At 68.6% G+C, this 25,995-nt stretch carries 17 protein-coding genes; 12 read left to right on the forward strand and 5 right to left on the reverse strand.

Going from position 1 to position 25,995, the window contains the following annotated elements:
• Positions 1–24 precede the first annotated feature (24 nt).
• Positions 25–1,587 (forward strand): hypothetical protein, encoded by a 1,563-nt coding sequence (locus K4043_RS09740; protein ID WP_265309162.1) that lies wholly within the window; start codon positions 25–27, stop codon positions 1,585–1,587.
• Here the strand turns inward: K4043_RS09740 and K4043_RS09745 are convergent.
• Positions 1,584–3,683 (reverse strand): glycosyltransferase, encoded by a 2,100-nt coding sequence (locus K4043_RS09745; RefSeq protein WP_265309164.1) that lies wholly within the window; start codon positions 3,681–3,683, stop codon positions 1,584–1,586. The genes K4043_RS09740 and K4043_RS09745 overlap by 4 nt on opposite strands.
• Positions 3,684–3,779: 96 nt before the next feature.
• Between K4043_RS09745 and mrcB the strand changes: the two genes are divergently transcribed.
• From mrcB to tsaB, 4 genes are all read left to right on the forward strand, one after another.
• Positions 3,780–6,221, forward strand: coding sequence for a penicillin-binding protein 1B (gene mrcB / locus K4043_RS09750; RefSeq protein ID WP_123730420.1), 2,442 nt, complete (start codon positions 3,780–3,782; stop codon positions 6,219–6,221).
• Between the two features lie 15 nt (positions 6,222–6,236).
• A complete protein-coding gene (locus K4043_RS09755; RefSeq protein WP_265309166.1) occupies positions 6,237–6,764 on the forward strand; it encodes a hypothetical protein in 528 nt (175 codons plus the stop codon).
• A gap of 70 nt (positions 6,765–6,834) precedes the next feature.
• Entirely contained in the window at positions 6,835–8,892 is a 2,058-nt protein-coding gene (locus K4043_RS09760; RefSeq protein WP_123730422.1) for an ATP-dependent DNA helicase, read from the forward strand.
• Positions 8,893–8,897: 5 nt separating this feature from the next.
• Positions 8,898–9,608 carry a tRNA (adenosine(37)-N6)-threonylcarbamoyltransferase complex dimerization subunit type 1 TsaB gene (tsaB, locus tag K4043_RS09765; RefSeq protein ID WP_265309168.1) on the forward strand — a complete coding sequence of 237 codons (711 nt, stop codon included), beginning with the start codon at positions 8,898–8,900 and terminating at the stop codon, positions 9,606–9,608.
• A 146-nt stretch (positions 9,609–9,754) separates the two neighbouring features.
• On the opposite strand, the gene K4043_RS09770 is transcribed toward tsaB, so the two are convergent.
• Both K4043_RS09770 and gshB read right to left on the reverse strand, forming a co-directional pair.
• On the reverse strand, positions 9,755–10,642 hold the full coding sequence (locus K4043_RS09770) for an energy transducer TonB (RefSeq protein ID WP_265309170.1): 888 nt from the start codon (positions 10,640–10,642) through the stop codon (positions 9,755–9,757).
• On the reverse strand, positions 10,639–11,589 hold the full coding sequence (gshB, locus tag K4043_RS09775) for a glutathione synthase (RefSeq protein ID WP_123730425.1): 951 nt from the start codon (positions 11,587–11,589) through the stop codon (positions 10,639–10,641). Before gshB ends, K4043_RS09770 begins: the two co-directional genes overlap by 4 nt.
• 257 nt (positions 11,590–11,846) lie before the next feature.
• On the opposite strand from gshB, the gene pilG reads away from it, so the two are divergent.
• The 7 genes from pilG to K4043_RS09810 all read left to right on the forward strand — a co-directional run bounded on the left by pilG (position 11,847) and on the right by K4043_RS09810 (position 23,784).
• The gene (gene pilG / locus K4043_RS09780; protein ID WP_121039045.1) at positions 11,847–12,248 is read left to right on the forward strand and encodes a twitching motility response regulator PilG; all 402 of its coding nucleotides are present in this window, start codon (positions 11,847–11,849) and stop codon (positions 12,246–12,248) included.
• Between the two features lie 18 nt (positions 12,249–12,266).
• Positions 12,267–12,629: a response regulator gene (locus tag K4043_RS09785; RefSeq protein WP_123730426.1), complete on the forward strand. Its 363-nt coding sequence runs from the start codon at positions 12,267–12,269 to the stop codon at positions 12,627–12,629.
• Positions 12,629–13,159 (forward strand): chemotaxis protein CheW, encoded by a 531-nt coding sequence (locus tag K4043_RS09790; protein ID WP_259259436.1) that lies wholly within the window; start codon positions 12,629–12,631, stop codon positions 13,157–13,159. The genes K4043_RS09785 and K4043_RS09790 overlap by 1 nt, the downstream gene beginning before the upstream one ends.
• Before the next feature lie 43 nt (positions 13,160–13,202).
• Positions 13,203–15,239 (forward strand): methyl-accepting chemotaxis protein, encoded by a 2,037-nt coding sequence (locus K4043_RS09795; protein ID WP_123730428.1) that lies wholly within the window; start codon positions 13,203–13,205, stop codon positions 15,237–15,239.
• A 94-nt stretch (positions 15,240–15,333) separates the two neighbouring features.
• On the forward strand, positions 15,334–21,972 hold the full coding sequence (locus K4043_RS09800) for an Hpt domain-containing protein (protein ID WP_265309174.1): 6,639 nt from the start codon (positions 15,334–15,336) through the stop codon (positions 21,970–21,972).
• Positions 21,959–23,281: a chemotaxis protein CheB gene (locus K4043_RS09805; protein WP_265309175.1), complete on the forward strand. Its 1,323-nt coding sequence runs from the start codon at positions 21,959–21,961 to the stop codon at positions 23,279–23,281. The genes K4043_RS09800 and K4043_RS09805 overlap by 14 nt, the downstream gene beginning before the upstream one ends.
• 29 nt (positions 23,282–23,310) lie before the next feature.
• The gene (locus K4043_RS09810) at positions 23,311–23,784 is read left to right on the forward strand and encodes a chemotaxis protein CheW (RefSeq protein ID WP_265309177.1); all 474 of its coding nucleotides are present in this window, start codon (positions 23,311–23,313) and stop codon (positions 23,782–23,784) included.
• A gap of 62 nt (positions 23,785–23,846) precedes the next feature.
• Here K4043_RS09810 and K4043_RS09815 read toward each other — a convergent pair whose 3' ends face one another.
• Both K4043_RS09815 and bioA read right to left on the reverse strand, forming a co-directional pair.
• Entirely contained in the window at positions 23,847–24,581 is a 735-nt protein-coding gene (locus K4043_RS09815; protein ID WP_123730432.1) for a 16S rRNA (uracil(1498)-N(3))-methyltransferase, read from the reverse strand.
• Positions 24,572–25,963 (reverse strand): adenosylmethionine--8-amino-7-oxononanoate transaminase, encoded by a 1,392-nt coding sequence (gene bioA, locus K4043_RS09820; RefSeq protein ID WP_265309178.1) that lies wholly within the window; start codon positions 25,961–25,963, stop codon positions 24,572–24,574. Before bioA ends, K4043_RS09815 begins: the two co-directional genes overlap by 10 nt.
• Positions 25,964–25,995 lie beyond the last annotated feature (32 nt).

The raw sequence follows: 25,995 nt of genomic DNA on the forward strand, positions 1-25,995 counted from the left end.
CGTGCCCCACGCTAGGCTCGTGGCATGAGCCGGGACGATGACAGGCATGATGCCGCGCACGAGGCGCTGCGGCGGGTACGCCGCGAGGGTCGCTGGTGGTGGCTGCAGGCGCGCCACGCCCGCCGCATCTGGCGCTGGGCGGCGCTGGTGGCGGTGCTGCTGTTCGTCAGCCTGGCGTTGCTGCGGCGGCCCTTGGCCAACTGGTTCTGGAACGAGCCGCAGATCGAGCAGCTGCTCGATCAGGGCGATCGTGCCCTGGCGGCGGGAAAATTGACGCTCCCGGACGGTCGTGGTGCGCGCGAGTCGTACCAGGCGGCGTTGGCGCTGGACAATGATCGGCTGCAGGCGCGTACCGGACTCGCACGGACCGGCCAGGCGGCGTTGCAACAGGCGCACGATGCGCTGAACCACGGCGATCATGCCGCAGCGACCGCCGCCCTGGCGCTGGCCCGCGACCTGCAGGTGCCGCAACGCGATGCCGATGCGCTGGCCCAGCAGCTTCGGGAGCGTGATCAGGCTCGCGCCGGGATCGGCGCCTTGCTCGGCCGTGCCGAAGCGGCCCTGCAGGCTCAACGACTGGATGGCAGCCCGGATAGCGCGTTGCCGCTGTTCCAGCAGGTGCTGGCGCTGATGCCCAACCAACTGCGCGCGCTGGAAGGGCGTGAGGACGCGCTGTCCGATCTGCTGCAGCAGGCACGCACTGCAGCGGAGGGCGGCGATGTTGCACGCGCGGCGGCGCTGGTGCGCAGCGCCCGTGGTTTCGATGCCGGGCATGTCGACCTGCCGGCTACCCAGGAAGCCGTGAACAACGCGCTGGAACGCCGCCAGCGCGAGGGCGAGACCGCACTGCGTCGGCAGAAGCTCGAGGCGGCGGCAGCGGCCTTCGCTGCGGTGCTCTCGGCAATGCCGGATGATCCTGCCGCGCACCGTGGGCAGCTGCAGGTCGCCGACGCTCAGCTGATGCGGGCGACCCGACAGGCCGGCAATTTCCGTTTCGACGAGGCCGCCCAGTCGCTGCAGGCAGCCGAAGCGCTGGGGGCGTCCACGCGTGCGCTCGAGACGGTGCGACATACGATCGACCAGGCCCGCCGTTCCCAGGCGGCATTGACGACCCCGGCAGTGCCGCGAGCCCAGCGCGAACGCACTCTTCAGCGTCTGCTCGCGCGCCTGGACGAAGCGGAGGGCGCCGGACAGTTTCTAGATCCTCCCGGTCGCAGTGCCTACGACGCCCTGCGTGAAGCCCAAGGCGTCGCCCCACAGGATCCGCGCGTGCGGGCGGCCGCACAGCGCCTGCTGCCGGCGAGCCGGCAGTGTTTCGAGGATCGGCTGCGCGAGAACCGTGTGTTGGCGGCGGGCGCCTGTCTGGATGCCTGGCAGACCTTGTCGAGCAACGATGCCGGCCAGGCCGCCGCGCGTCGTCGGCTGGCGCAGCGCTGGCTGGCCATCGGCAGCGAGCGCCTGGGATCGGGCGACATCGTCTTCGCGCAGCAGGCATTGATGCAGGCGCGCCGCTGGCAACCGGACCTGCCCGAGTTGCCGGCATTCGCCGAGCGCCTGCGCAGCGCCGGCGGCGGGGCGGCGAGCTAGGCCAGGAACACCCGCTGCACCGTGGTGCGCGCGGCATCGAGTGAGAAGTGATCCACGATGTTCTGCAGCCCGGCGCTGGAGAGCCGGCGCCACAAGGCCTCGTCCTGGTACAGCCGGACCACCGCCTGCGCGAACGCCTCGGCATCATCGGCGACCAGCACATCCTCACCATCGCGCAGGTGCATGCCTTCGACACCGCAGGTCGTGGCGACCACCGGCTGGCCATGCGCCATGCTCAGATTGACCTTGCCCTTGACCCCGGCACCAAAGCGCAGCGGCGCGACGGCAATGCGTACGCCATCCATGTAAGGCACCACGTCCGGCACGAAACCGTGTATCTCCACGCCCGGCTGGGTGGCGGCCAGCTCGCGCAGGGCATCGGGCACCGCTGCGCCGATGCAGTGGAAACGGATGTCGGGCAGCTGCGCGCGGATCCGCGCGAACACCTCGCCGATGAACCACTGCATCGCATCCAGGTTCGGCGGATGGCGGAAGCCACCGACGAAGACCAGGTCGCGACGCTCGGCCCAGTCCGGTCCGGCACCGGCCACTTCATGCAGATTGGAGATCAGTTCCACCGTCGCACCCGGGGCATCCACGCGCAGCTGTTCACGCTCGGCTGCGCTGACCAGCACGGTCACATCCACCTGCGCCATCACCGCCAGCTCGCGCGCGCGGGTGCGCTCGGCATTGCGCAGCAGCCCGGCATCCCCCGCGATCTCCGCGCCGCGTCGCTCGCGCAGGTAATGCAGATCGACGGTGTCGAACACGGTGCGCGCCTGCGGCGCGAAGCTGCGCAGCAGCGGCAGGCATTCGTGGGCGACGTGATAGCGCACCATCATCGCGACGTCGAAGCGGGCGCCGTTGGCGCGCAGCCACGGCGCGACGCCGGCCAGGTAAGGCGCGTACCAGACCTCCACGCCCAGCGCCTGCAGCGCCTCGGTCGCCGCGCCGCCATGCTCGCGACGGGTCGGCACGAACACCACATGCACGCCCTCCTCGAGCAGCATGCGGATCAGGTTGTACTGGCGCAGCGAGGCCGAGTCGCGGTCCGGCTGCGGCACCTCTTCATCCAGGATCAGGACCTGACGCTGGGCACGGTGCAGCAGGGCCGGCGCGGGCACGCTGCCGACCGCCGGCTGCGCCTTCAGTGCATCGGCCCACTTGGCGGCGAACACGCTGCGGTTGCGGACCTGGTAGGCCTTGATCCCGCTGCCGGTATCAGTGCCATTGCTGGTGCCTTCGTCATGCACCACGCGGCTGGCCGGTTGCACCAGCACGCGGTGGCCGCTGGCGCGTACCGCGAACGCCAGATCGGTATCTTCGTAATACGCCGGCTTGTAGCGCAGATCGAAACCGCCAAGCGCATCCCACAGGGCGCGGGGGATCATCACCGCCGCACCGGAGCAGTAGTCGGCATCGCGCAGGGCGCTGTAGCGGGGATCCTCGGGCGACTCGAAGCGGCCATAGCTCCAGCCGCTGCCGTCCTGGAAGATCACGCCGCCCGATTCCTGCAGGCGACCATCGGGATAGAGCAGCTGTGAACCGACCAGGCCCGCGCGCGGCACCCGCGCGAAGGTCGCGAGCAGGGCATCCAGCCAGCCCGGCTGCGGCACGGTGTCGTTGTTGAGCAGCACGATGTACTGGCCACGCGAACGCGCCACGCCATCATTGCAGGCCTCGATGAAGCCGCCGTTGCTTGCCCGCACTTCATAGCGCAGGCCGTTGATCTGCGGCATCCAGGCCGTCGTTTCATCGCTGCTGCCGTCGTCCACCACCACGATCTCGCACGCGACCTGCGGCGGATGCGCGGCCAGCGCCCGCAGGCATGCCAGCGTGTGCGCAGCGTGGTTGTAGACCGGAATGATGATGCTGACCACCGGGTGGTCGCTGGCCGGCAGCGCGAACGGCGAGAAGGGCACGGCATCGGGCAGGTACAACGGCGCGCCACGCGGGGTCGGCACGGCCTGGGTATGCACCCGGATGCGCTGCAGGGTCGCGCGCCAGCCCCGGGTGCGCAGACTGGCCAGACTGCGACGGAACAGGCCACGCATGCGGTTCAGGAAATAGCGAGCATCGGCCAAGGACATCGACATCCCGTTGCAACTCCAGCTTAAGCGGGGGAACCCGGGAGAACGCGCCGCTCGCGGTGGCTGCGTTAGACTCGCCGGAATCCATATTCTCGCATCCCCGTGCCCCGACGCTACGATTCCGACGACATCGACGAGTTCGAAGACGACACCGAAAGCCGCGGGCCGCTGTGGCGGCGCCGGTTGATCACCTGGAGCATGGCGGCTGTCGCGCTGGGGCTGGGCTTCCTGATCCCCTATACGGTGTACCTGAACCAACAGGTCACCCAGCGCTTCGGTGAGCTGCGCTGGCAGATTCCCACGCGTGTCTATGCGCGCCCGCTGCCGCTGGCGCCCGGCGTGGCGATGGATGCGGCCACGCTCAAGACCGAGCTGGCGGCCTCGGCGTACCGTGATGACGGGATCGGCAAATCACCGGCCACATACACGCAGGAGGGGGGGCGTTTCGTCATCTCCAGCCGTGGCTACAACGACGTTGACGGCCGGGTCGCCCCGCGCCGCGTCGAGCTGAGCTTGTCCGGCGGGTCGATCGCTTCGCTGCGTGACCCCGACACCCGCAAGGCGCTGAAGGCCGCGCGCCTGGATCCGGCCCGTATCGCCACGCTGTACGGCCAGAAGCAGGAAGAGCGGCGGCTGGTGCGGATCGAAGAGACCCCCGAACTGCTGGTCACCGGCCTGCAGGCAGTGGAGGACAAGGACTTCAACCGGCACCACGGCATCGACCTGAGCGGCATCGCCCGCGCGATCTGGGTGACCGTGCGTTCTGGTGGCCAGAGCCGGCAGGGGGCCTCGACCCTGACCCAGCAGCTGGCCCGCAGCGGCCTGCTCGGGATCGGCAAAGAGCAGACGGTCACCCGCAAGTTCAATGAGGTGCTGTACGCGCTGATCATGGAAGCGCGCTACGACAAGCGCACCATCCTGGAGGCCTACCTCAACCAGGTCTACCTGGGCCAGCGTGGCAGCCAGGCCATCCACGGCATGTCCTCGGGCGCGGAGTTCTGGTTCGGGCGTGATCTGGCCTCGCTCAATACCGAGCACGTCGCGCTGCTGATCGGCCTGGTCAAGGGCCCGTCGTATTACGATCCGCGCCGCAATCCCGAGCGCGCGCTGGATCGCCGCAACTTCGTGCTGGGCAAGCTGCGCGAAGCCAACCTGATCGACGATGCCGAGTACAAGCGTGCGGTCGATGCACCGCTGGGCGTGCCCAAGACCCCGGGCCTGATCGCGGCCAACCGTTTCCCGGCCTATGTCGATCTGGTCCGTCGCCAGCTCGGCCACGATTACCCCGAGTCGGTGCTGCAGGGCGCCGGCCTGAGCGTGATGACCGGCATGGCGCCCTCGGCGCAGGCCTATGCCGAAGGTGCGGTCACCAAGACGATCAAATCACTGGAAAGCAAGCGCCGTCCCGCGTTGCAGGCCGGCCTGGTGCTGACCGACGTGCACAACGGGGATGTGCTGGCCGTGGTCGGCAGCCGTGATGTGTCCGAACCGGGCTTCAACCGGGCCATCGAGGCGCAGCGCCCGGTCGGCTCGCTGCTCAAGCCGTTCGTGTATCTGCTGGCGCTGGCGCAGCCGGACCGCTACTCGCTGTCCAGCTGGGTCGACGATTCGCCGGTGACGGTGCAGCTCAGCCGCGGCAAGCAGTGGTCACCCGGCAACGCGGACAACCGCAGCCACGGCACGGTCCGCCTGATCGACGCGCTGGCCCATTCCTACAACCAGGCCACGGTCCGGGTAGGCATGCAGGTTGGCCCGGAGCGGGTCACGCAGTTGATCCATGTTCTGGCCGGCATCAAGGCCGAGCCCAATCCCGCGGTGATCCTGGGCTCCACGGATCAAAGCCCGTATGCGATGGCCCAGCTGTATCAGTTCCTGGCCTCCGGGGGCGAGATCCAGCCGTTGCATGCGGTGCGTGGCGTGCTCGATCCGCAGGGCAAGTTGATGAAGCGCTACGACAAGACCCCGGCGCCGGCGCAGGAAGGTGACTCGATTGCCGCCAACCTGATCAGCATCGGTCTGCAGCAGGTCGTCGCCAGCGGTACCGCGCAGCGCCTCAACGCCGACGGCCTGGGCCGCCTGCAGCCGGCGGGCAAGACCGGCACCACCAACGACGGCCGCGACAGCTGGTACGCCGGCTACACCGGTGACCATCTGGCCGTGATCTGGATGGGCAACGACCAGAATGAACAAGCCGGGCTGTATGGCGCGACCGGGTCGATGCGGGTCTGGTCCGGCATTTTCCAGCGCCTGCCCAGCTCGCCGCTGAAGGTCAGCAACAAGGGCCTGGACTGGCAGTACGTGGAGGCCAGCGGCACGGCCACCACCGATGAAGCCTGCCCGGGCGCCCGTCGCTTCCCGTTCGTGGTCGGCTACACCCCGGCCTATGTACCGTGCACCGCGCCGAGCGCCTTGCCGGAAGGGGAGGGCGGCGAACAGAGTGAAGGCGGTGGCTGGCGCAGCTGGTTCGGCCTGGAGAAAAAGCCCGAGCCCGCCCCCGAACCGGCGCAGAATGCACCGGCCGCCACCCCCGCGCGTCAACCCTGATCGAGGCCTGCCTGCATGACCACCCGTTTCCTGATCCGTTCCACGTCGCTTGCCACACTGTGCCTCGCGCTGGCGGCCTGCGTCACGCCACCGCCGGTCGTGAAGGCACCGGTCGACACCACCACGCCGGCCCAGCGCCTGGCCGCCGTGGATGCCGCCGCGGGCAATGACGACAAAGAGCTGGCCGTGCAGCCGCTGCGCGACAGCGAGGTGGAAGACCTGCGCCAGGCCGCGCATGCCCGTCGCCAGGCCAACGATCTGACCGGCGCTGCGGCGGCGCTCGATCAGGCGCTGGCGATCATGGCCTCGGACCCGTCAGTGCTGCAGGACCGTGCCGAGATCGCGCTGCTGCAGGGCGATTGGGCGGCGGCGGAAACGTTCGCCCGCAAGTCGGTCGAACTCGGTTCGAAGACCGGCCCGTTGTGCCGTCGCCATTGGGCGACGATCGAGCAGGCGCGTCTGGCCCGGGGTGAGAAAGAAAACGCGGCCTCGGCGCATGCCCAGCTGGACGGCTGCACGGTGCCGGGGATCATGCGCTACTGATAGGGGCGATGCAGTCGGATGCGTGACGGCGTAGCGCCGGGCATCGGTCGGCACCCTTTATCATTGCGTCATGTCCCAACTTGCCCACGCCAGCCGCGATGCCCTCAGTGAGGGCGGTGCGCTCGCCAGCCAGCTCGATGCCTTTGTTCCGCGCCCGGCCCAGCTGCGCCTGACCGCGGCGATCGCCGAAGCGTTCGACCAGCGCGACGTCCTGCTGGCCGAGGCCGGCACTGGCACCGGCAAGACCTATGCGTACCTCGTGCCCGCGCTGCTGTCCGGGCTGAAGACCATCATCTCCACCGGTACCCGCGCGCTGCAGGATCAGCTGTATCACCGCGATCTGCCGCGCGTGCGGGCCGCGCTCGGTGTGGGCCACAGCAGTGCGCTGCTGAAGGGGCGCGCGAATTATCTGTGTCGCTATCGGCTGCAGCAGGCCCGGGGCGAGCCCCGCTTCAGTTCCCCTGAGCAGGTCGCGCAGTTCCAGCGCATCCTGGCCTGGTCCGGCCGTACGAAGTTCGGCGACATGGCCGAGCTGGAGGCCTTGCCGGAGGACTCGCCGCTGTACCCGATGGTGACCTCCACCGTCGATAACTGCCTGGGCACCGAGTGCCCCTTCTGGGATGACTGCTTCGTCGTGCAGGCACGGCAGCGGGCGCAGGCGGCCGACGTGGTGGTGGTCAACCACCACCTGCTGCTGGCCGATCTGGCGCTCAAGCAGGAAGGCTTCGGCGAGATCCTGCCGGGCGCGCAGGCGTTCGTGATCGACGAGGCGCACCAGCTGCCTGAACTGGCGGCCAACTTTTTCGGCGAAGGCTTCGGCATGCGCCCGTGGCAGGAGCTGGCACGCGACTGCCTGGCCGAGAGTCGCAGCGTGGCCGGTGCGCAGGCCGCCCTGCAGGAGCCTGCGGCCGCGTTGGAGCAGACCCTGCGCGACCTGCGCGTGGCGATGGATGGCCTGCCGCCGCGCGGCACCCAGTGGCGCGCGCTGACCGTGCCGCAGGTGCGTGATGGCTTTGATGCCGCGATGAGCACGCTGGTCCAGCTGCGCGATGCGCTGGCCGGCGTGCGCGAGGCGTCGCCCGGCCTGGACGCCTGCCATGCCCGCGCCATGGAAGCGGTCTCGCGGTTGTCGCGCTGGCTGGGCGACGATGCACCGATGCTGGATTTCGACACCGATCCGGACCAAGCGCCGCCGCCAGCGGAGGTGCTCTGGTATGAACTGACACCGCGCGGTTTCCGCTGCCAGCGCACGCCGATGGATGTGTCCGGTCCGCTGCGTGAGCATCGCCAGCGATCGATGGCGGCCTGGGTATTCACCTCGGCCACGCTGACCGTGGACGGGGGTTTCGAGCATATTTCCCAGCGGCTGGGCCTGGATGATCCGGTCAGCCTGCTGCAGCCCAGCCCGTTCGACTGGGCCCAACAGGCGCTGTGCTATCTGCCGACCGATCTGCCCGATCCGGCCGCGCGCGGCTTTGGCACCGCATTGATCCGAGCGTTGACCCCGGTGCTGGAGGCCTCACACGGCCGCGCGTTCCTGCTGTTCGCCTCGCACCGCGCGCTGCGCGAAGCGGCCGAGGCGCTGCGCGACGCACCGTGGCCGCTGTTCGTGCAGGGCGAGGCACCGCGCGCGACCCTGCTGCAGCGCTTCCGTGAATCGGGCAACGGCGTCCTGCTGGGCTCGGCCAGCTTCCGCGAAGGCGTAGACGTGGTGGGCGATGCGCTCAGCGTGGTGGTGATCGACAAGTTGCCCTTCGCCGCGCCGGACGATCCGGTGTTCGAAGCGCGGCTGGATGCAATCCGCCGCGACGGCGGCAACCCGTTCCGCGATGAGCAGCTGCCGCAGGCGGTGATTGCGCTCAAGCAGGGCGTGGGCCGCCTGATCCGCAGCGAAACCGATCGCGGTGTCCTGGTGCTGTGCGATCCACGCCTGCTCAGCCGTGGCTATGGCCGGATTTTCCTGGATTCACTGCCGCCGTTCCGACGTACCCGTTCGCTGGCCGATGTGCAGTCCTTCTTTGCGCCACAATGGCCCGTCGCTGACCCCACACCCGTCGCTGCGCCTGCATCACCGCAGTCCGTGCAACGTCTGCCGTCCACCGATGACTTTCCCACTTCCCTGTTCTGACCGCCATGAAACTGCTCGCCTTTGAAACCGCCACCGAAGCCTGTTCCGTCGCCCTGTATATGGATGGGCAGGTCAGTGAGCGCTTCGAGATCGCCCCGCGCCGCCACGCCGAACTGAGCCTGCCCTGGGCCGAGGCGCTGCTGGCCGAGGCGGGGGTGGCCCGTTCGCAGCTGGATGCGATCGCGTTGGGGCGGGGGCCGGGCGCGTTCACCGGCGTGCGGCTGGCCATCGCCATCGCCCAGGGGATCGCCCTGGCGCTGGACCGCCCGCTGATCGCGGTCTCCACCCTGCAGGCGCTGGCGCTGCGTGCCCCGGCTGAAGCGGATCATGTACTGGCCAGCATCGACGCGCGCATGGGCGAGGTCTATGCCGCACGCCACCTCCGCGTGGACGGGCAGTGGCAGCTGCAGGGCGAGGAGAGCGTGTGCGCGCCGGAGCAGGTGGTGTTGCCCGAGGGCACGCGCTGGTTCGGCGTGGGGACTGGCTTCGGCGCGGCCGACGGCGTGCTGGCGACGCGGTTGGCCGATCAACTGACCGGCGTGGACGCGCTGGCGCTGCCGCGTGCCTCGGACGTGCTGGCCTTGGCGGTGCCCGCTTTCCAGCGCGGCGAGGGCGTGGCACCGGAGCTGGTGGAGCCGGCGTATCTGCGCAACAACGTGGCACTGACCCTGGTGGAACAGCAGGCGGCGCGGGCGGCGAAGCAGGCGGCCTCGTAACGCAGGCGGCCTCGTAGCGCCGAGCTGCGCATCGCATCGTAAGCCCCAGCCACGCATGGCGTGGCACTACCTGCGCGGCGTTCTCGTAGAGCCACGCCATGCGTGGCTGGACCCTGCGCACGACCCTGCGCACGATCCGCGCCCGATCACCGGTCGTCGCGCAGCTCGCCGCCAGGCAGGAACACCCAGGTGCGGGTCACCTGCAGGATGTCGATCGCATCTTCGGTCTTGGGCAGTGGCGGGAACGGCTGTGCCAGGGTGATCACGCGCAGCGCGGTTTCATCCAGCAACGGCGTGCCGCTGGACTGCAGGATGCGGGCACTTTCGACCGTGCCATCGCGGCGCACACCGACGGTGATCACCACCTGGCCGCCGAGCCGGCGGGCGCGTGCCTCATCGGGGTAGTTCAGATTGCCGACGCGCTCGGCGCGGTCGACCCACGCGCGCAGATAATTGGCATAGGCGTATTCGCGGGTACTGGCCGAGACGAACTTGCGGTTCGGGCGTTTGGCGTACTGGGCCGAGCGCAGGTGCACTTCGGCGGCCAGCCGCGCCATCTCCACATCGCGCTGCTCGCGGGCCGTCATCGGTACATCCGGGCGGGGTTGCTCGGGCAGCGGCTGTGGCTGCGCCTCGGCGATGGTGTCGGTGCCATTGCGGCTGTTGACCACACGGGTCTGCGGCGGCGGCACGCTGGCCGCCTCCTGGCGCTGCTGCGGGACGGGTGACAGCCCTGCCTGCGCCTGCGGCACGATCCCGGCCTGGTTGTCGCGCGGGCGCTGGGCCTTGTCGTGGTCGCCGCCGCCCTGCTGATTGGCCTGGGCCAGGAAATCGGCCTGCTTGGGCGTCAGCGGGGTCTGGGTCTGGCTGAAGATCACATCCAGGGTCGGCACCAGTGGCGCGTTGTCGCTCACCGCAAAGCCCACCCCGAGCAGCAGCAGCGCGTGCACGAGCACGGACAGCGTCAGGGTCGCGCCCAGCCGCTGGGATTCGCGCGCCTGCCACGTCGGGGCCGGGACGACGCTGGCGCTCATCGCGGCAGGCCGGCCTCGATCGCGTCGAACAGCGTGCCGGCGATGTTCAGCCCGAACTGGGCGTCGAGTTCGCGCACGCAGGTCGGGCTGGTGACGTTTACTTCAGTCAGGTAATCGCCGATCACATCCAGGCCGACGAAGCGCATGCCGCGCCGCTTCATCTCCGGCCCGACCTGGGCGGCGATCCAGCGGTCGCGCTCGCTCAGCGGGCGGCCTTCGCCGCGGCCGCCGGCGGCCAGGTTGCCGCGGAACTCGTCACCCTGCGGAATCCGCGCCAGGCAGTAGTCCACCGGCTCGCCATCGACCAGCAGGATCCGCTTGTCGCCGGCGGTGATGTCCGGGATGAACTTCTGCGCCAGGGCCAGCGTGCGCTCGCCGTCGGTCAGGGTTTCCAGGATCACATTGAGGTTCGGGTCGCCGGTGCCGCTGCGGAAGATCGAGCGCCCGCCCATGCCGTCCAGCGGCTTGAGAACAGCCTGGCCGTGTTCAAGCACGAAGGCCTTCAGGTCGGCGTTGCGGCGGCTGACCAGCGTCGGCGGGCAGCACTGCGGGAACAGCAGGGCGGCCAGCTTCTCGTTGTAGTCGCGCAGGCCCTGCGGATCGTTGACCACCATCGCCCCCGCCTGCTGGGCGACGCTGAGCACGTGGGTGTCGTAGATGAATTCGGCATCCACCGGCGGGTCCTTGCGCATCAGCACGACCTGGCCGGGGCCGAAGACCGTCTGGCTGAACTCGCCCAGGGTGAACCAGTCGTTCTTGTCCTCGCGCACCTGCAGCGGTGCCGTGCGGGCGATGGCCTGGCCGTCGCGCAGGGCCAGCCCGCCGGGGCTGACGTAGTGCAGGGCATGGCCGCGGCGCTGGGCTTCCAGCAGCATCGCGAAGGTGGTGTCCTTGGCAATCTTGATATGGGCGATGGGGTCCATCACCACGATGACATTCAACGGCATGGTCGCAACCTGGCGGGCAGGCCGATGATGGTAGCGACAATGGCCGCCCAATGCCTGCCCCGGGCAGCGCAACGCAGTGTCCGGCCGGGCGGCGGGCCGCCCCGGGTTTGCGCAGAATGCCCGGCACCGGGCCGGCGGGAGGCGCTCGCGGCGGGGCCGGGATGGGGATGCTTGAAGCGCGCGCCGGTATTGGGATATAGATACGCTTTCGCAGCGACGCCGGATCAGTGCACGCGTCGCGCGCTTGGGGAAAGGTAATGACTGAATACATGGCTGCGGGTGGGGAACTCGCAGGGTTACGCGTCATGGTCATCGATGATTCGAAGACCATACGCAGGACGGCGGAAACACTGCTCAAGCGCGAAGGCTGCGAGGTGGTGACCGCGACCGATGGTTTCGAGGCGTTGGCCAAGATCGCCGACCAACAGCCGCAGATCATCTTCGTCGACATCATGATGCCGCGCCTGGATGGGTACCAGACCTGTGCGCTCATCAAGGGCAACCAGCTGTTCAAGTCGACGCCGGTGATCATGCTGTCGTCCAAGGACGGCCTGTTCGACAAGGCGCGGGGGCGCATCGTCGGCTCGGAGCAGTACCTGACCAAGCCATTCACGCGTGAAGAACTGCTGGGTGCCATCCGCACATACGTCAACGCCTGACCAGGGGGGAAAGGCACAATGGCTCGAATCGTACTGATCGAGGATTCACCGACCGACCGTGCGGTGTTCACGCAGTGGTTGACCAAGGCCGGTCATGAAGTCCTGGAAGCGGACAACGCCGAGGACGGGCTCAAGCTCGTGCGCGAGCAGTCGCCGCAGCTGGTGCTGATGGACGTGGTGCTGCCGGGCATGAGTGGCTTCCAGGCCACCCGCGCGATGGCGCGCGATGCGGCGATCAAGCACATCCCGGTCGTCATCGTCAGCACCAAGGCGATGGAAACCGACAAGGCGTGGGGGCTGCGCCAGGGGGCGGCCGACTACATCGTCAAGCCGCCGCGCGAGGAGGAACTGATCGCGCGGATCAACCAGTTGGTGGTCTGATGCGTTCTCCTTTCGACATCCTCGAGGCTTACGAGCGGCGCAGCCTGGCCCATGCGGTGCAGCTGCCCGAGCGGCAGTTCTCGCAGGACCTGTGGCGTGGCGTCGGCTACCGGGTGGGCAAGCGCCGGCTGGTCTCGGACTTCCGGGAAGTGGTGGAAATCGTCCCGATGCCGCCGATCACCCCGGTGCCGGGCGCGCAGCCGTGGCTGCTGGGCGTGGGCAACCTGCGCGGCAACCTGTTCCCGGTGGTGGACCTGAAGTACTTCCTGGAAGGCGAGCGCACCGTGCAGCAGGAAGGCCAGCGCGTGCTGATCATGCGCCAGGCCGGCGGCGACGTCGCGCTGACCATCGATGAACTGTTCGGCCAGCGCAGCTTCGAGCAGGACCAGGACACCGCTGCAGGCGATCTGGCGACCGGCCGCTATGCGCATTTCGTCGACCGCGCCTTCCACGGCGACGGTCATGACTGGGGCGTGTTCTCGCTGTCGCTGCTGTCGCGTACCCCCGAATTCAGGCAGGCCGCGGCCTGACCGCAGGCGCCTGTCTCTCCGTATTGAAGATCGAGGTTGAACGATGAGTACTGCTTCGGAATCCGCCAAGGCCGGCAAGCTCGGCTCGGTGGGCACCAATTTCTGGCTCGGCCTGCTGGCCGTGTCGATGATCGTGTTCGGCGTCAACACCGGCGTGGCGACCTGGCAGGGCAGTCGCCTGGCCAGTGCGAGCACCGATGCGGCGAACCTGCAGGTGCTCTCGCAGCAGCTGGCCAACCAGGGCCGTGAAGCGGTCTCGGGCAACGCCCAGGCGTTCACCGCGTTCAAGTTGACCAAGACCGACATCGAAACCACGGTCAGTGCCCTGCAGGGCCGCTACGGCACCGAGACCAATGTCGCCGGCCCGCTCGATGCGCTGATCAAGACGTGGGAGCCGCTCGGCAAGAGCGCCGGCCAGCTGGTCGCCAGTGAACCGGCGGTGCTGGCCCTGGCGGGCAACGCCAACAACTTCGTCAACGGCGTGCCGGCACTGCAGGCGCAGCTGAACGAAGTGGTCCGCGCGATGTCGGCCAGTGGCGCGCCCTCCTCGCAGGTCTACAACGCGCTGCAGCAGGTGGTGGTGGTCGGCTCCATGGCCCGCCGCGTGACCGAAATGCGTGCCGGCGGTGCCAATGCCGCCGCTGCCGGCGATGCGCTCGCCCGCGACTCGGTGGTGTTCACCCAGATTCTGGATGCGCTGCGCAACGGCAATGACGAGCTGGGCATCGCCCCGGTCCGCAACGCTCCGGCGCTGGCCGCGCTGGAGCAGTCGCAGAAGCAGTGGGACACCATGAAGCAGGACGCCGATGCGATCCTGGCCAGTTCCCGCCAGCTGTTCGCGGCGCAGTCCTCGGCGGCCGCCCTGACCGGTGGCTCGGCCGACATGCTCCGCGACAGCAAAAAGCTGTTCGAGGCGTTTTCTTCGTTCGGCTCGCTGCGCGATACCCGCCTGTTCCCGAATTTCTGGCTGGGCGTGGTGTCCGGTGCGCTCTCGTTGATCGCCATCGTCGGCTTCGTCGGCAGCACCGTGCGCAGCCGCTCGCGCGAGCAGGAACTGCGTTACCAGACCCAGGTGGAGTACAACAGCCGCAACCAGCAGGCCATCATGCGGCTGCTGGACGAAATCAGCTCGCTGGGTGAAGGCGACCTGACGGTGAAGGCCTCGGTGACCGAGGACATGACCGGCGCCATCGCCGACGCCATCAACTACGCCGTGGACGAACTGCGCCATCTGGTGACCACGATCAACGACACCTCGGCCAAGGTTGCCGTGTCGACCCAGGAAACCCAGGCCACGGCGATGCAGCTGGCAGAAGCGGCGGGCCACCAGGCCAACCAGATCACCTCCGCCTCGGACCGCATTGGCGAAATCGCAGCAAGCATCGAACAGGTGTCACGCAACTCGGCCGAGTCGGCCGACGTGGCACAGCGTTCGGTGGTGATCGCTGCCGAGGGTGCCGGCGTGGTGCGCGAGACGATCCAGGGCATGGACCAGATCCGCGACCAGATCCAGGAAACCTCCAAGCGCATCAAGCGGCTGGGCGAATCCTCGCAGGAGATCGGCTCGATCGTGGAACTGATCAACGACATTTCCGAGCAGACCAACATCCTGGCGTTGAACGCCGCGGTGCAGGCCGCCTCGGCCGGTGAGGCCGGTCGCGGTTTCGCGGTGGTGGCCGACGAAGTGCAGCGCCTGGCGGAGCGTACGTCCGGTGCGACGCGACGGATCGAAAACCTGGTGCAGGCCATTCAGGCCGATACCAACGAAGCGGTCAGCTCGATGGAGCAGACCACCGCCGAAGTGGTCTCCGGTGCACGCCTGGCCGAAGACGCCGGTACCGCGCTGACCGAAATCGAGCGCGTCTCCAACGCACTGAACAACCTCATCAAGAACATCTCGATCGCTGCCCAGCAGCAGTCGGCCGCGGCATCGGACATCACCCGCACCATGGGCGTGATCCGTCAGATTACCGGCCAGACCTCGCAGGGCGCGGGACAGACCGCCGAGTCGATCGGCCACCTGGCACAGCTGGCGGCCGACCTGCGCCGCTCGGTTGCCGACTTCAAGCTGCCGGCGTGAGCCGCGGGCAGGGCGGAGAGGGAAGGAACAAGCAGATGATGCATCGCGAGAAATCACCGCACGCCATGTGCGCCGAGCTGCCGGGAGACCTGGCATGAGCACGCTGCGCGATGCCATGAGCCACGCTGCACTGGGCTGGGTCAAGCCGGAGCTGGACGAGACCCTGCGCCAGGTGCGCAACGAGGTCGAGTACTACGTGGAAGACCCTGCCGATGGCAGCCGCATGCGCTTCTGCGCCGGCTACCTGCACCAGGTGCAGGGCACCCTGCGCATGGTCGAGCTGTATGCCCCGGCGATGGTGGCCGAGGAGCTGGAGCAGCTGGCCAATGCGATCGGAGCTGGTGAGGTGCCCGACCGTGATGAAGCCTGCGCCACGCTGATGCGTGGCAGCGTGCTGCTGCCCGATTATCTGGAGCGCCTGCAGAACGGTCACCGCGACATCCCGATCGTGCTGCTGCCGCTGCTCAATGACATCCGCTCGGCGCGCGCCGCACCGGGTATCAATGAAAGCGTGCTGTTCGCCTTCGCGCCGGACAGTGCGACCGCCACCGAGGCCGAGCTGGATCATGCGCGCGGCAGCCTGAGCGGGCGCAACCGCGAGCTGCTCGACACCGTCGGCAACGCGGTCAAGGAAGAGCTGCTGCGCATCAAGGATGCGCTGGACCTGCACCTGCGCACCGGCGGCGAGCCGGTGCACCTGCAGACCCAGGTCAACGAACTGGGCGCGGTGGCCGATACGCTGGGCATGATGGGTCTGGGCGTGGCCCGCGGCGTGGTGGTGCAGCAGCGCGACGCACTGCGCGATGTGGTCCAGGGCGTGCAGCAGATCGATGAAACGCTGCTGCTGGATATCGCCGGTGCGCTGCTGTACGTGGATGCCTCGCTGGATGACCAGGTCGCCCATCTGGGCGCGGTCGGCAGCGGCGCAGATGACCCGAGCGTGGCCGAGAACCGGCGCACGGTGGAAGTGCTGGCGCATGAAGCGATCGCCAACTTCGCCGCTGCGCGTGAGCACTTCGTCGCCTTCATCGAAACCAACTGGAACCACCAGCAGCTGCAGGAAGTCCCGCGCCTGCTGGGCGAGGTCGCCGGCGCGCTGCGCATGCTCGACCTGACGGTTCCGGCCGACTACCTGCAGGGCGTGCGCCAGTACATCACGGTGGAACTGCTGGGCAAGCAGCGTGTGCCGAGCGGTCGCCAGCTCGACACCCTGGCCGATGCCATGGCCAGCCTGGAGTACTACCTCGAAGCCCTGCGCGAAGGCCGCGCGGGCCGCGACGAGATTCTGGACATCACCCGCAGCAGTTTGGAAACCCTGCGTTACTGGCCACTGCCGGCTGCCAACCAGCCCTCGGCCGATACCGGGCCGGACGCATTGCCGGTGGCGCCGGAACCTATTGAGCTGACCCCGTGGGACGCGCCGGCCGCCGAGCCGATCGCGCTGGGCGTCACCGCCGAGATACCGCGCCCGGCCAACCTGCCGCCGCCGCTGCCGGACTTCACGTTCGATCCGCCGCCGGCCACGACGCCCGCGGCCCCGCCGGCTGCCCTGGTGTTCGATGCGTCGACCGCGCCCATCGCGACCGATGCGCCGCAGTGGACCCTGGCGGGCAACAACGATGTGGACGAACTGCCGACTTTCGCGCATTTCGATCCGATCATCGCCGAAGCACCGGCCGGTGCCGCGTGGGGCGTGCCTCCCTTGGTGTCAACGCCGGTGGCGGTCGCCGCCGAGACTGGGCTCGATGCGACGCCGTCGGAACGCACCGACGATGCCGATCCGACCTTCCTGGAGATGCCTGCATTCGTGGCGGACGGCACCGGGTTCGACCCGGTTGCGGCCGAGCACGAGGCGCTGGAGCTTAGCGACGAGCCGATCGAGTTCACCTTCGATGAGCGGCTGGACAACGCTGATGACGTGTTGTCGCTGCAGATCGACGATGCCGACCCGGAATCCGGATCGGAATCCGGATCGGTGCCTGACGACGCAGACGTCCAGGCGCTTCCCACTTTCCTTCAGGACATCCCGGTCGCATCTGCGGACGAGAGTGACCGTGCGTTGAGCGCCCCTGTCGTTGATGAGATCGACGACGTCGGCCAAGCGCAGGATGCCGCAGCGGCCTCACTTTCGACCTCGGGCGTGCAGGACGCCGTCATCCGCAAGATTGAGCTGGACGACGAATCGGTGCGGTTCCTGGCCGAGCTGGATGCCGCCGCCGCACAGTTCCGCGCGGAGGGTGTCGATCCCGTTGCTGCACCGATCACCGGCCTGGTGGCCGAGGTCGCTGCCGTGACTGCCGAGGACACCAGTATCGAGGCCGGCTTCGAGGACGATGGCGAGAACATCGACCAGGACATCCGCGAAGTCTTCATCGAGGAGTTCGACGAAGAGCTGGTGAACCTGGGCAACCTGCTCCCGGCCTGGCGCATCGCACCGGACAACATGGACCGGCTGCGACCGATCCGCCGCGTGTTCCACACCCTCAAGGGCAGTGGTCGCCTGGTCGGTGCACGCACCCTGGGAGAATTCAGCTGGAAGATCGAGGGCATGCTCAACCGCGTGCTCGACGGCAGCCGTCCGGCCTCGCCGGCGGTGGTCGCGCTGGTCGGGCAGGCCTACGACGTCCTGCCGCAGCTCAACGCCGCGCTGCGTGATGGCAGCCGCGTGACCGCCGACCTCCAGGCGATGCAGGCGATCGCCGATCGCGTGGCCGCAGGCGAAGAGACCTTCCATGTTCCGCTGCAGCGCCAGGTGGCGCCGGCGGCGACCGTGCCGGATCCGGTGGCAGTCGATACCGTGCCCGTTCCCGCGCCGGTGGTGGAAAGCACCCCGGCCAACATCGACAGCGTCCTGCGCGAGATCCTGGAAGCCGAGGTCGAGGTGCACCAGGCCACGCTGCAGGCATGGTTGGACAGCGCGTCCGACGCGCCGCAGCCGGTCACCGATGGCCTGCTGCGCGCGGTGCACACCATGAATGGCGCCTTCGCCATGACCGACGTGCCGGAAATCACTGCCGTCACCGGTGCGGCAGAGAGTTACATCAAGCGTTCGCTGGCCGCCGATGCGCTGCCCAGTGACGCAGGTCTGCAGGCACTGGGGGAGACCTCTGCGGCGATCACCACCACGATGGAGGCCCTGCAGGACGAGGCGCCGCGCGTGCCGGTCCAGCGCGCACTTGCTGCCCGCTTGATCGCCCTGGCCGACACACTGCCCGAAGCGCGCTGGCCGGCGCTGGTCGATGACGAACGGGACCTGGCGGAGGATGACTCGGCGCTGGACGTGACCGATACCGCCTCCCTTGCGGACATGGACGCCGACGTGGCTGCTCACGCCAGCGACGCTGGGCAAGCCATCGCTGCAGAAGAAGCCGTCGTTGCAGAAGAATCCATCGCTGATCACGCGCCGGCCGACGTGGAGGCACCGGTTCTGGAAAGCATCGATGACGCTGCCGATGCCGACCTGCAGCAGGGGCTGATCGAGGCCGACGGCCTGACCCTGGTCGACGGGGATACCGTCGACGTCGAGGCCACGGCTGACCACGCGCTGGTCGCGGCGGAACTGACTGGAACCGATGATCTGTCCGCCTACTTCGATGGCGGATTGCCGGCGTCGCCGGTGCTCAACGAAGTTCACAACACGCAGGACACCGCGGCCGAGGAGACCGATCTGGACGCGGTGCACGCCGGCCTGGATGCCGTGGAGCTCACCTCCGCAGAAGATCTGTCGCGGTACTTCGATCACCTCACCCCATCCGAGCTGGCGGCCGATCCGGAGCCGGGTGCTACGACGGCCGTGACGGACGAACCTCAGGACGTTGCCGGAGCGTTTGCCGACGCCGAGGTCGACGCCGAAGCCGACGCCGACGCCGACGCCGATAGCGTCGAGACAACCCTCGATGCATCTCCCCCCGGCGACACCGGGACTGTGCCTGCTGGCGCATACGCGGTCGCCGTGGACCACGCCGCCAACGACGGCTGGCGCGACACCGACGGGCGCGATGAGAACGACGACGACGCGCAGGCGCTGGACGACATCCTGCCGCCGCCGCCAGCCTTCGGCGAGGTGGTGGATGCGCAGCAGGCCATCGACGGCGGCCTGACCGTGCTCGATGCACCGGATGCCGACGCGGGCGAAGACAACGGTGTGCTCGGTCTGGATGCCACGGTCGACGCACCGGTGGAAGGGGACGCCTTTGCCGAAGCCTTCGAAGCGACCGATACCGCAGACGCAGACGACAGCGAACCCACCGACGCCGCACCCGCGCGCTTCTTTGAACTGGAAGACGCGCCGGCGCCGGTCACCACCGCTCCGCAGCCTGCCGACACCGCATTCGGGGCGGCAGCATCGGACGATGACGTTGAACTCGATGCCGGCGACGCCCTCGATTTCACCCAGCTCGATCAGGAGCTGGTCGATATCTTCGTGGAGGAAGGCAAGGATCTGCTCGACCATTGCGATGGTCTGATCAGCGAACTGCGGGCCGCACCGCAGGATCGCGACGTCATCGCCGGTCTGCAGCGCGACCTGCACACCCTCAAGGGTGGCGCACGCATGGCCGGCATCAATCCCATCGGTGATCTCGGCCATGGCATCGAATCGCTGCTGGAAGCCGTGGCAGCCAACCGCACCGATATCGACCGCAGCGATGTGCATCTGCTGGAGCGTGGCTTCGATCGTCTGCATCAGTTGCTGACCCGGACCGGGCAGCACCGCACCGTGGCCATGCCGGACGACCTGATCGCCGCCTTCGAGCAGCGCACCCAGGGCCGTGCCGAGCCGGAGCAGATCGAGACCACCGAGCAGACACTTGCTTCCGGCGACGCCAAGGTCGAAGCCGCGATCGCCGCGCTCGTCGCTGCCCCGTTGTCCGCACCGGTGCCGCTGGAAACCGTCAGCGAAGACGACGGTCTGCCGCGTCCGCAGCAGGAACAGGTGCGCGTGCGCGCCGATCTGCTCGACCGCCTGGTCAATCATGCCGGTGAAGTGGCGATCTACCGTTCGCGTCTGGAACAGCAGCTTGGCGCCTTCCGCGGCGCCATGGGCGAACTGGACCGTACCAATGCCCGTCTGCGCGATCAGCTGCGCCGCCTGGACCTGGAAACCGAAGCGCAGATCGTGGCGCGCTATCAGCGTGAGCAGGACCAGGCCGATCACAAGTTCGACCCGCTGGAACTGGATCGCTTCTCCACGCTGCAGCAGCTCAGCCGCGCGCTGAACGAATCCGCGGCCGATCTGGGCGGCCTGCAGGGCGTGCTGGACGACCTCTCGCGCCAGTACGACGTGCTGCTGCAACAGCAGTCACGCGTCAGTTCGGAACTGCAGGACGGCCTGATGCGCGCGCGCATGGTGCCGTTCGATGGCCTCGTACCGCGGCTGCGCCGGGTCGTGCGCCAGGCTGGCCAGGACACCGGCAAGCAGGTCCACGTCACCCTGGAAGGCACCCACGGCGAACTGGACCGCAACGTGCTCGACCGCATGGTCGCGCCGCTGGAACACATGCTGCGCAACTCGGTGGCACATGGTCTGGAAACCCCCGCACAGCGCCGTGCCGCCGGCAAGCCGGAGGAAGGCGAAATCGCCATCCGCCTGCGCCGCGAAGGCTCGGAAATCGTGCTGGAAGTCGCCGACGATGGCGCTGGGCTGGACCGCGAGGCGATCCGTCGCCGTGCTGAACAGCGTGGCCTGATCGCCGCCGATGCGGTGCTGGGCGATGCTGAACTGGACGCGATGATTTTCTCGCCCGGCTTCAGCACCGCCGACCAGGTCAGCCAGCTGGCCGGCCGTGGCGTGGGCATGGACGTGGTGCACAACGAAGTGCGCCAGCTCGGCGGCTCGGTGGACATCCACTCCGTGCGCGGGCAGGGCGTCACCTTCACCCTGCGCCTGCCGCAGACGCTGGCCGTCACCCAGGCGGTGTTCGTGCAGATCGGCGACACCACGTTCGCGGTGCCGGTGGCCTCGGTCAGCGGCATCGGCCGGATCTCGCGCGAGCGCTTTGAAACCGCCGATGGCGACTACCACTACGGCGGCGAAGCGTTCGCGCTGCACGATCTGGGGACGCTGATCGGCCAGGCCCAGGCCCGTGCCGAAGGCCAGGCCCAGGTGCCGCTGCTGCTGGTGCGCGCGGGCGACCTGCGCGTGGCCGTGGCGATCGACCAGGTGCTCGGCAACCGCGAAATCGTGGTCAAGCCGGTCGGCCTGCAGATCGCCTCGGTGCCGGGTATCTACGGTGCGACGATCACCGGCGACGGCCGCGTGGTGGTCATCCTCGACGTTGCGCCGCTGGTACGCCGTTACATCGCCAATCCGCACAAGCCGATCGCCCCGACCACCCAGGTCAGCGACCGCGATGCACCGCTGGTGATGGTGGTCGATGACTCGCTGACCATGCGCAAGGTCACCGGCCGCATCCTGGAGCGCCACAACTTCGATGTGACCGTCGCGCGCGATGGCATCGAAGCCCTGGAGCGCCTGGAAGAGCGCGTGCCCGATCTGATGCTGCTGGACATCGAGATGCCGCGGATGGACGGCTACGAGCTGGCCAGCGTGATGCGTGCGGACCCGCGTTACCAAGGGGTGCCGATCGTGATGATCACCTCGCGCAGCGGCGACAAGCACCGTCAGCGCGCCTTCGAAATCGGTGTCCAGCGCTACCTGGGCAAGCCGTACCAGGAGCTGGATCTGATGCGCAACGTGTACGACCTGCTGGGGATCGCCCGTGTCCGCGAGTGATGGCCCCACCTTGTTGACGATCGCGCTGCTGGCCCGTCCGGGTGCGGCCCGTGACCGACTGCGCGAAGCGCTGGATCATGCCGGCGCGCAGGTGGTGCTGGAGGACGACCCGATCACGCTCGAGCTTCAGACCCTGCGCGACGCCGATCCCGGTGCCGTGCTGATCGCACTGGAGCCGGCAATCGAGGATGCCCTTGAACGGCTGGACCCGGTGCTGGGCTCGCCATCGCTGACCCTGATCTTCGATGAGGCCGACCTGGCCGCGCGTCGGGATGGCTGGGAGGCGCAACGCTGGGCGCGGCATCTGGTGGCCAAGCTGCACGGTCATCAGGATGTGCTGCCGCCGGGCTCGGAGCAGGACCAGCATCTGCAGCCCGAACCGGGCCTGCCGGTGACGCCGGCCGAGCTGCATGCCGATGCGCCGCTGGAATTCCACCTGCGCGAAGCCGCCGATGCCGCCCCTGAGGTTCCCGCCGATGGCCTGTACCAGGCGCCGCAGGAGCTGCGCGAGCCGGTCTCGCTGGAGGACGCGCTGGCTGCGCTGCAGCCGGCCCAGGACGAACCGCACCCACCTGCGATGCCCGCTGCGGCACCGCCCGCCGACCTCGCCGCGGCAGTCGCGCCGATCACCGCGATCGGGGATCACAGCCGCTGGTCGCTGGTGGAGGAGCACGTCGTGACGTCGCCCGCTGCATCAACGGCCGAGGCCGTACCGGAGCGCTTCGATATCGACCGGCTGTCGCTGGTCGAGCTTGAGCCCGATACGGGAATCGAGGGTGGGTGCCGCGGTGCCGTGCTGGTCCTGGCCGGTATCGGCGGGCCGGACGCGCTGCGCCGTCTGCTCGCTGCGCTGCCTGAAGCCCTGAGCACGGCGATCCTGGTGCACATGCGCCTGGACGGCGGTCGCTACGGCAATCTGGTCAAGCAGATGGCGCGCGTGTCTGCGTTGCCGGTGGTGCTGGCCGAAGTGGCACAGCCGGTGGACGCCGGACAGGTCTACATCCTGCCGGACGACGTGGGCGTCGTCGCCAGCCAGGGCGGCCTGCAGTTCATTGCCGACACCGCCGGGATCCAGATCGATGCCCTGCCGGCGGCGCATAGTGGTGTGGTCCTGCTCAGTGGCGCGGACGCCGCCCAGCTGGATGCCGTGCTTGCGCTGGCGGCTGCAGGTGCCTGGGTTGCCGGTCAGGTGGGCGAAGGCTGCTACGACCCGACGGCGGCCAGTGCCGTGGTGGTCGCAGGGCAGGACGCCGGTGAACCGCCGCAGCTTGCCGCCACCATCGCCGAACGCTGGGGCGTGGACGCGTAAGCGCGTCACGCTCCTTTAAAGGAAGACCCATGAGCTACGCCAGCAACGACGAAATCCGCGGTGTCCTGATCCAGGCCGGGCACGAACGCGTGCTGCTGCCCAACGCCACCGTGGCCGAGATGATGTCCAAGGTGCCGGTCGAAACGGTACCCGACGCACCGGCCTGGCTGGTCGGTCAGATCGCCTGGCACGGCTGGGACGTGCCGCTGCTGTCGTTCGCCCGGTTGTCCGGGCAGGGCGACGAACCGGTCGTGACCAACAACAAGGTGGTGGTGCTCAAGGCGCTGGGTGGCAATGCCCGCCGCCCGTACTTTGCCCTGCTGACCCAGACCTTCCCGCAGCTGATCGCGGTGCCGCGCGACGGTCTGCTGGCCGATGCCTCCGAGGAGACCCTGCCGCAAGGCGTGCACATGCGCGTCCTGCTGGGCGAACAGAGCGCGCTGCTGCCCGACCTGGATGCGCTGGAAGCGGCGCTGGACGAATCCTTCCCCGTCGCGGGGTGATGTAATAACGGGGACGGGGGTAGTTAATCGGCGCGATTAACTACCCCCGTCCCCGTTATTCTTCAGCCCAGATCGCCCAACCGTGCCTGCACGGCAGCGATCGCCGCCAAGCCTGCGGTCTCGGTGCGCAGCACCCGCGGGCCCAGCTGCAAGCCCTGGAAGCCTGCTGCCGCCAGTGCTTGGCGGTCGCGCGGCGACCAGCCGCCTTCCGGGCCGATCGCGATCACCACGCCGCCCGGTGCGGCCGAGAGCGTCGACAGGCGGTGCTCCCCCTGCGGGTCCAAGGTCAACTTCACGGCCGCGGCCGGGAGCGCGTTGGCGGCGTCCTGCAGCGATCGCGGCGCGGCCACGGTCGGCACCCGGGCGCGGCCGGACTGACCACAGGCCGACACCACCACGCTGTGCCAGTGCGCCAGCCGCTTCTCGGCACGCGCCGCATCCAGCTTCACTTCGGTGCGTTCGGCGTTGACCGGCACGAAGGCCTGCACCCCCAGTTCGGTGGCCTTCTGCAGGATCAGGTCCATCTTTTCCCCGCGGGCGATGCCCTGCAGCAGGGTGATATGCAAGGGCGACTCGTTGTCCAACGCGGTGGCGGCCTCGATCCGCACCTGCGCATCGCGCTTGCCGACGGCCACCAGCGTGGCGCTGTAGTCCTGGCCATCGCCGTTGAACAGCACGCAGCCGTCGCCTTCGCGCAGGCGCATCACGCGGACCAGATGGTTGGCGGCGTCCTCGGGCAGTGCCAGCGTCTGGCCGACCGCCAGCGGATGATCGATATGGCTGCGGGTCACGCGCATGCGACGGCCTCGTCGATGGCGGCAAGGGTGGTCAGGGCAAGCAGGTCCAACTGTTCATCCTCAACGCAGTACGGCGGCATCCAATACAGCACATTGCCCAGTGGGCGCAGCACCACACCGCGTTTGAGCGCGGCTTTATAGGCATGCAACCCGATCCGGGCCTCGGCCGGGAACGGCGTGCGCTTGTCGCCGTTGCGGGTCAGTTCGAAGGCCACCACCATCCCGGCCTGGCGCACATCGGCGACATGCGCGTGGTCGGCGAACGGCGCGGCCAGGGTGCGCATCACCTCGGCGGTACTGCGGTTGCGCGCGATCACGTCTTCACCGGCGAAGATGTCCAGGGTCGCCAGCGCGGCGGCGCAGGCCAGCGGATTGCCGGTGTAGCTGTGCGAATGCAGGAAGGCGCGCTCGCGTGAATCATCCAGGAAGGCGTCGTAGAGCGCCTGGGTGGTCAGCACTGCCGACAGCGGCAGGAAACCACCGGTCAGGCCTTTGGACAGGCACAGCAGATCCGGCATTACCCCGGCCTGTTCGCAGGCGAACATCGTGCCGGTGCGGCCGAAGCCGGTGGCGATCTCATCGGCGATCAGGAAGGCACCATTGGCATCGCACAGCGCGCGCGCACGCTGCAGATAGACCGGGTCGTACATGCGCATGCCGCCCGCGCACTGCAGACGCGGCTCCAGGATCACCGCGCAGATTTCGCCCGGGTGCTGGTCGAACAGTGTGGCCAGTGCATCGGCGGCCTGGTGCGCGCGCTGCGCCGCGCTCTGGCCCGGCTCGGCCAGGTAGGCATCGGGCGAGGGCGCGAACAGCGCTTCGGTCAGCAACGGCGCATACACGCGCCGATACAGGGGAATGTCGCCGACGGACAGCGCGCCCAGGGTTTCGCCGTGATAGCCATTCTCCAGCGCGACGAACCGGGTGCGGTGGTGCTCGCCCCGGTTGCGGAAGTAGTGGAACGCCATCTTCAGCGCCACCTCGACCCCGGCCGAGCCGTTGTCGGCGTAGAACACCTTGGCCAGCGGGTCGCGTCCGGTCTGGCGTGGCGCCATCGCCAGCAGGCGCTCGGCCAGCTGTACCGCCGGCGCGTGACTGAAGCCGGCCAGCATCACCTGTTCCAGCTGGGTGGCCTGCTGGGCGATGGCCGCAGCGATGCGCGGTTGCGCATGGCCGAACAGATTGGTCCACCAACTGCTCACCGCATCCAGATAGGGATGGCCGTCATGGTCGATCAACCAGGGGCCCTCGCCACGGGCGATCGGCAGCAGGGGCAGGGTGTCCGGGTGCTCGCGCATCTGCGTGCACGGGTGCCACAGAACGGCCAGATCGCGTTGCCGCCACTGATCGGCCAGCGTGAGAGGGGCTGGGTCTGCTAGCATTTCGGGCTCATGAACACGTTTTCACCAGTACC

This window comes from Stenotrophomonas sp. SRS1, assembly GCF_026130205.1.
Lineage (GTDB): Bacteria > Pseudomonadota > Gammaproteobacteria > Xanthomonadales > Xanthomonadaceae > Stenotrophomonas > Stenotrophomonas rhizophila_B.

What these genes read in the sequence shown, in the direction of transcription:
- K4043_RS09800 (WP_265309174.1), top strand. Translation starts at nt 15,334, where the DNA reads ATGAGCACGCTGCGCGATGCCATGAGCCACGCTGCACTGGGCTGGGTC.
- K4043_RS09755 (WP_265309166.1), top strand. Translation starts at nt 6,237, where the DNA reads ATGACCACCCGTTTCCTGATCCGTTCCACGTCGCTTGCCACACTGTGC.
- K4043_RS09745 (WP_265309164.1), bottom strand. Translation starts at nt 3,683, where the DNA reads ATGTCGATGTCCTTGGCCGATGCTCGCTATTTCCTGAACCGCATGCGT.
- pilG (WP_121039045.1), top strand. Translation starts at nt 11,847, where the DNA reads ATGACTGAATACATGGCTGCGGGTGGGGAACTCGCAGGGTTACGCGTC.
- K4043_RS09795 (WP_123730428.1), top strand. Translation starts at nt 13,203, where the DNA reads ATGAGTACTGCTTCGGAATCCGCCAAGGCCGGCAAGCTCGGCTCGGTG.
- bioA (WP_265309178.1), bottom strand. Translation starts at nt 25,963, where the DNA reads ATGCTAGCAGACCCAGCCCCTCTCACGCTGGCCGATCAGTGGCGGCAA.
- K4043_RS09760 (WP_123730422.1), top strand. Translation starts at nt 6,835, where the DNA reads ATGTCCCAACTTGCCCACGCCAGCCGCGATGCCCTCAGTGAGGGCGGT.
- K4043_RS09815 (WP_123730432.1), bottom strand. Translation starts at nt 24,581, where the DNA reads ATGCGCGTGACCCGCAGCCATATCGATCATCCGCTGGCGGTCGGCCAG.
- tsaB (WP_265309168.1), top strand. Translation starts at nt 8,898, where the DNA reads ATGAAACTGCTCGCCTTTGAAACCGCCACCGAAGCCTGTTCCGTCGCC.
- K4043_RS09785 (WP_123730426.1), top strand. Translation starts at nt 12,267, where the DNA reads ATGGCTCGAATCGTACTGATCGAGGATTCACCGACCGACCGTGCGGTG.
- gshB (WP_123730425.1), bottom strand. Translation starts at nt 11,589, where the DNA reads ATGCCGTTGAATGTCATCGTGGTGATGGACCCCATCGCCCATATCAAG.
- K4043_RS09740 (WP_265309162.1), top strand. Translation starts at nt 25, where the DNA reads ATGAGCCGGGACGATGACAGGCATGATGCCGCGCACGAGGCGCTGCGG.
- K4043_RS09790 (WP_259259436.1), top strand. Translation starts at nt 12,629, where the DNA reads ATGCGTTCTCCTTTCGACATCCTCGAGGCTTACGAGCGGCGCAGCCTG.
- K4043_RS09770 (WP_265309170.1), bottom strand. Translation starts at nt 10,642, where the DNA reads ATGAGCGCCAGCGTCGTCCCGGCCCCGACGTGGCAGGCGCGCGAATCC.
- K4043_RS09810 (WP_265309177.1), top strand. Translation starts at nt 23,311, where the DNA reads ATGAGCTACGCCAGCAACGACGAAATCCGCGGTGTCCTGATCCAGGCC.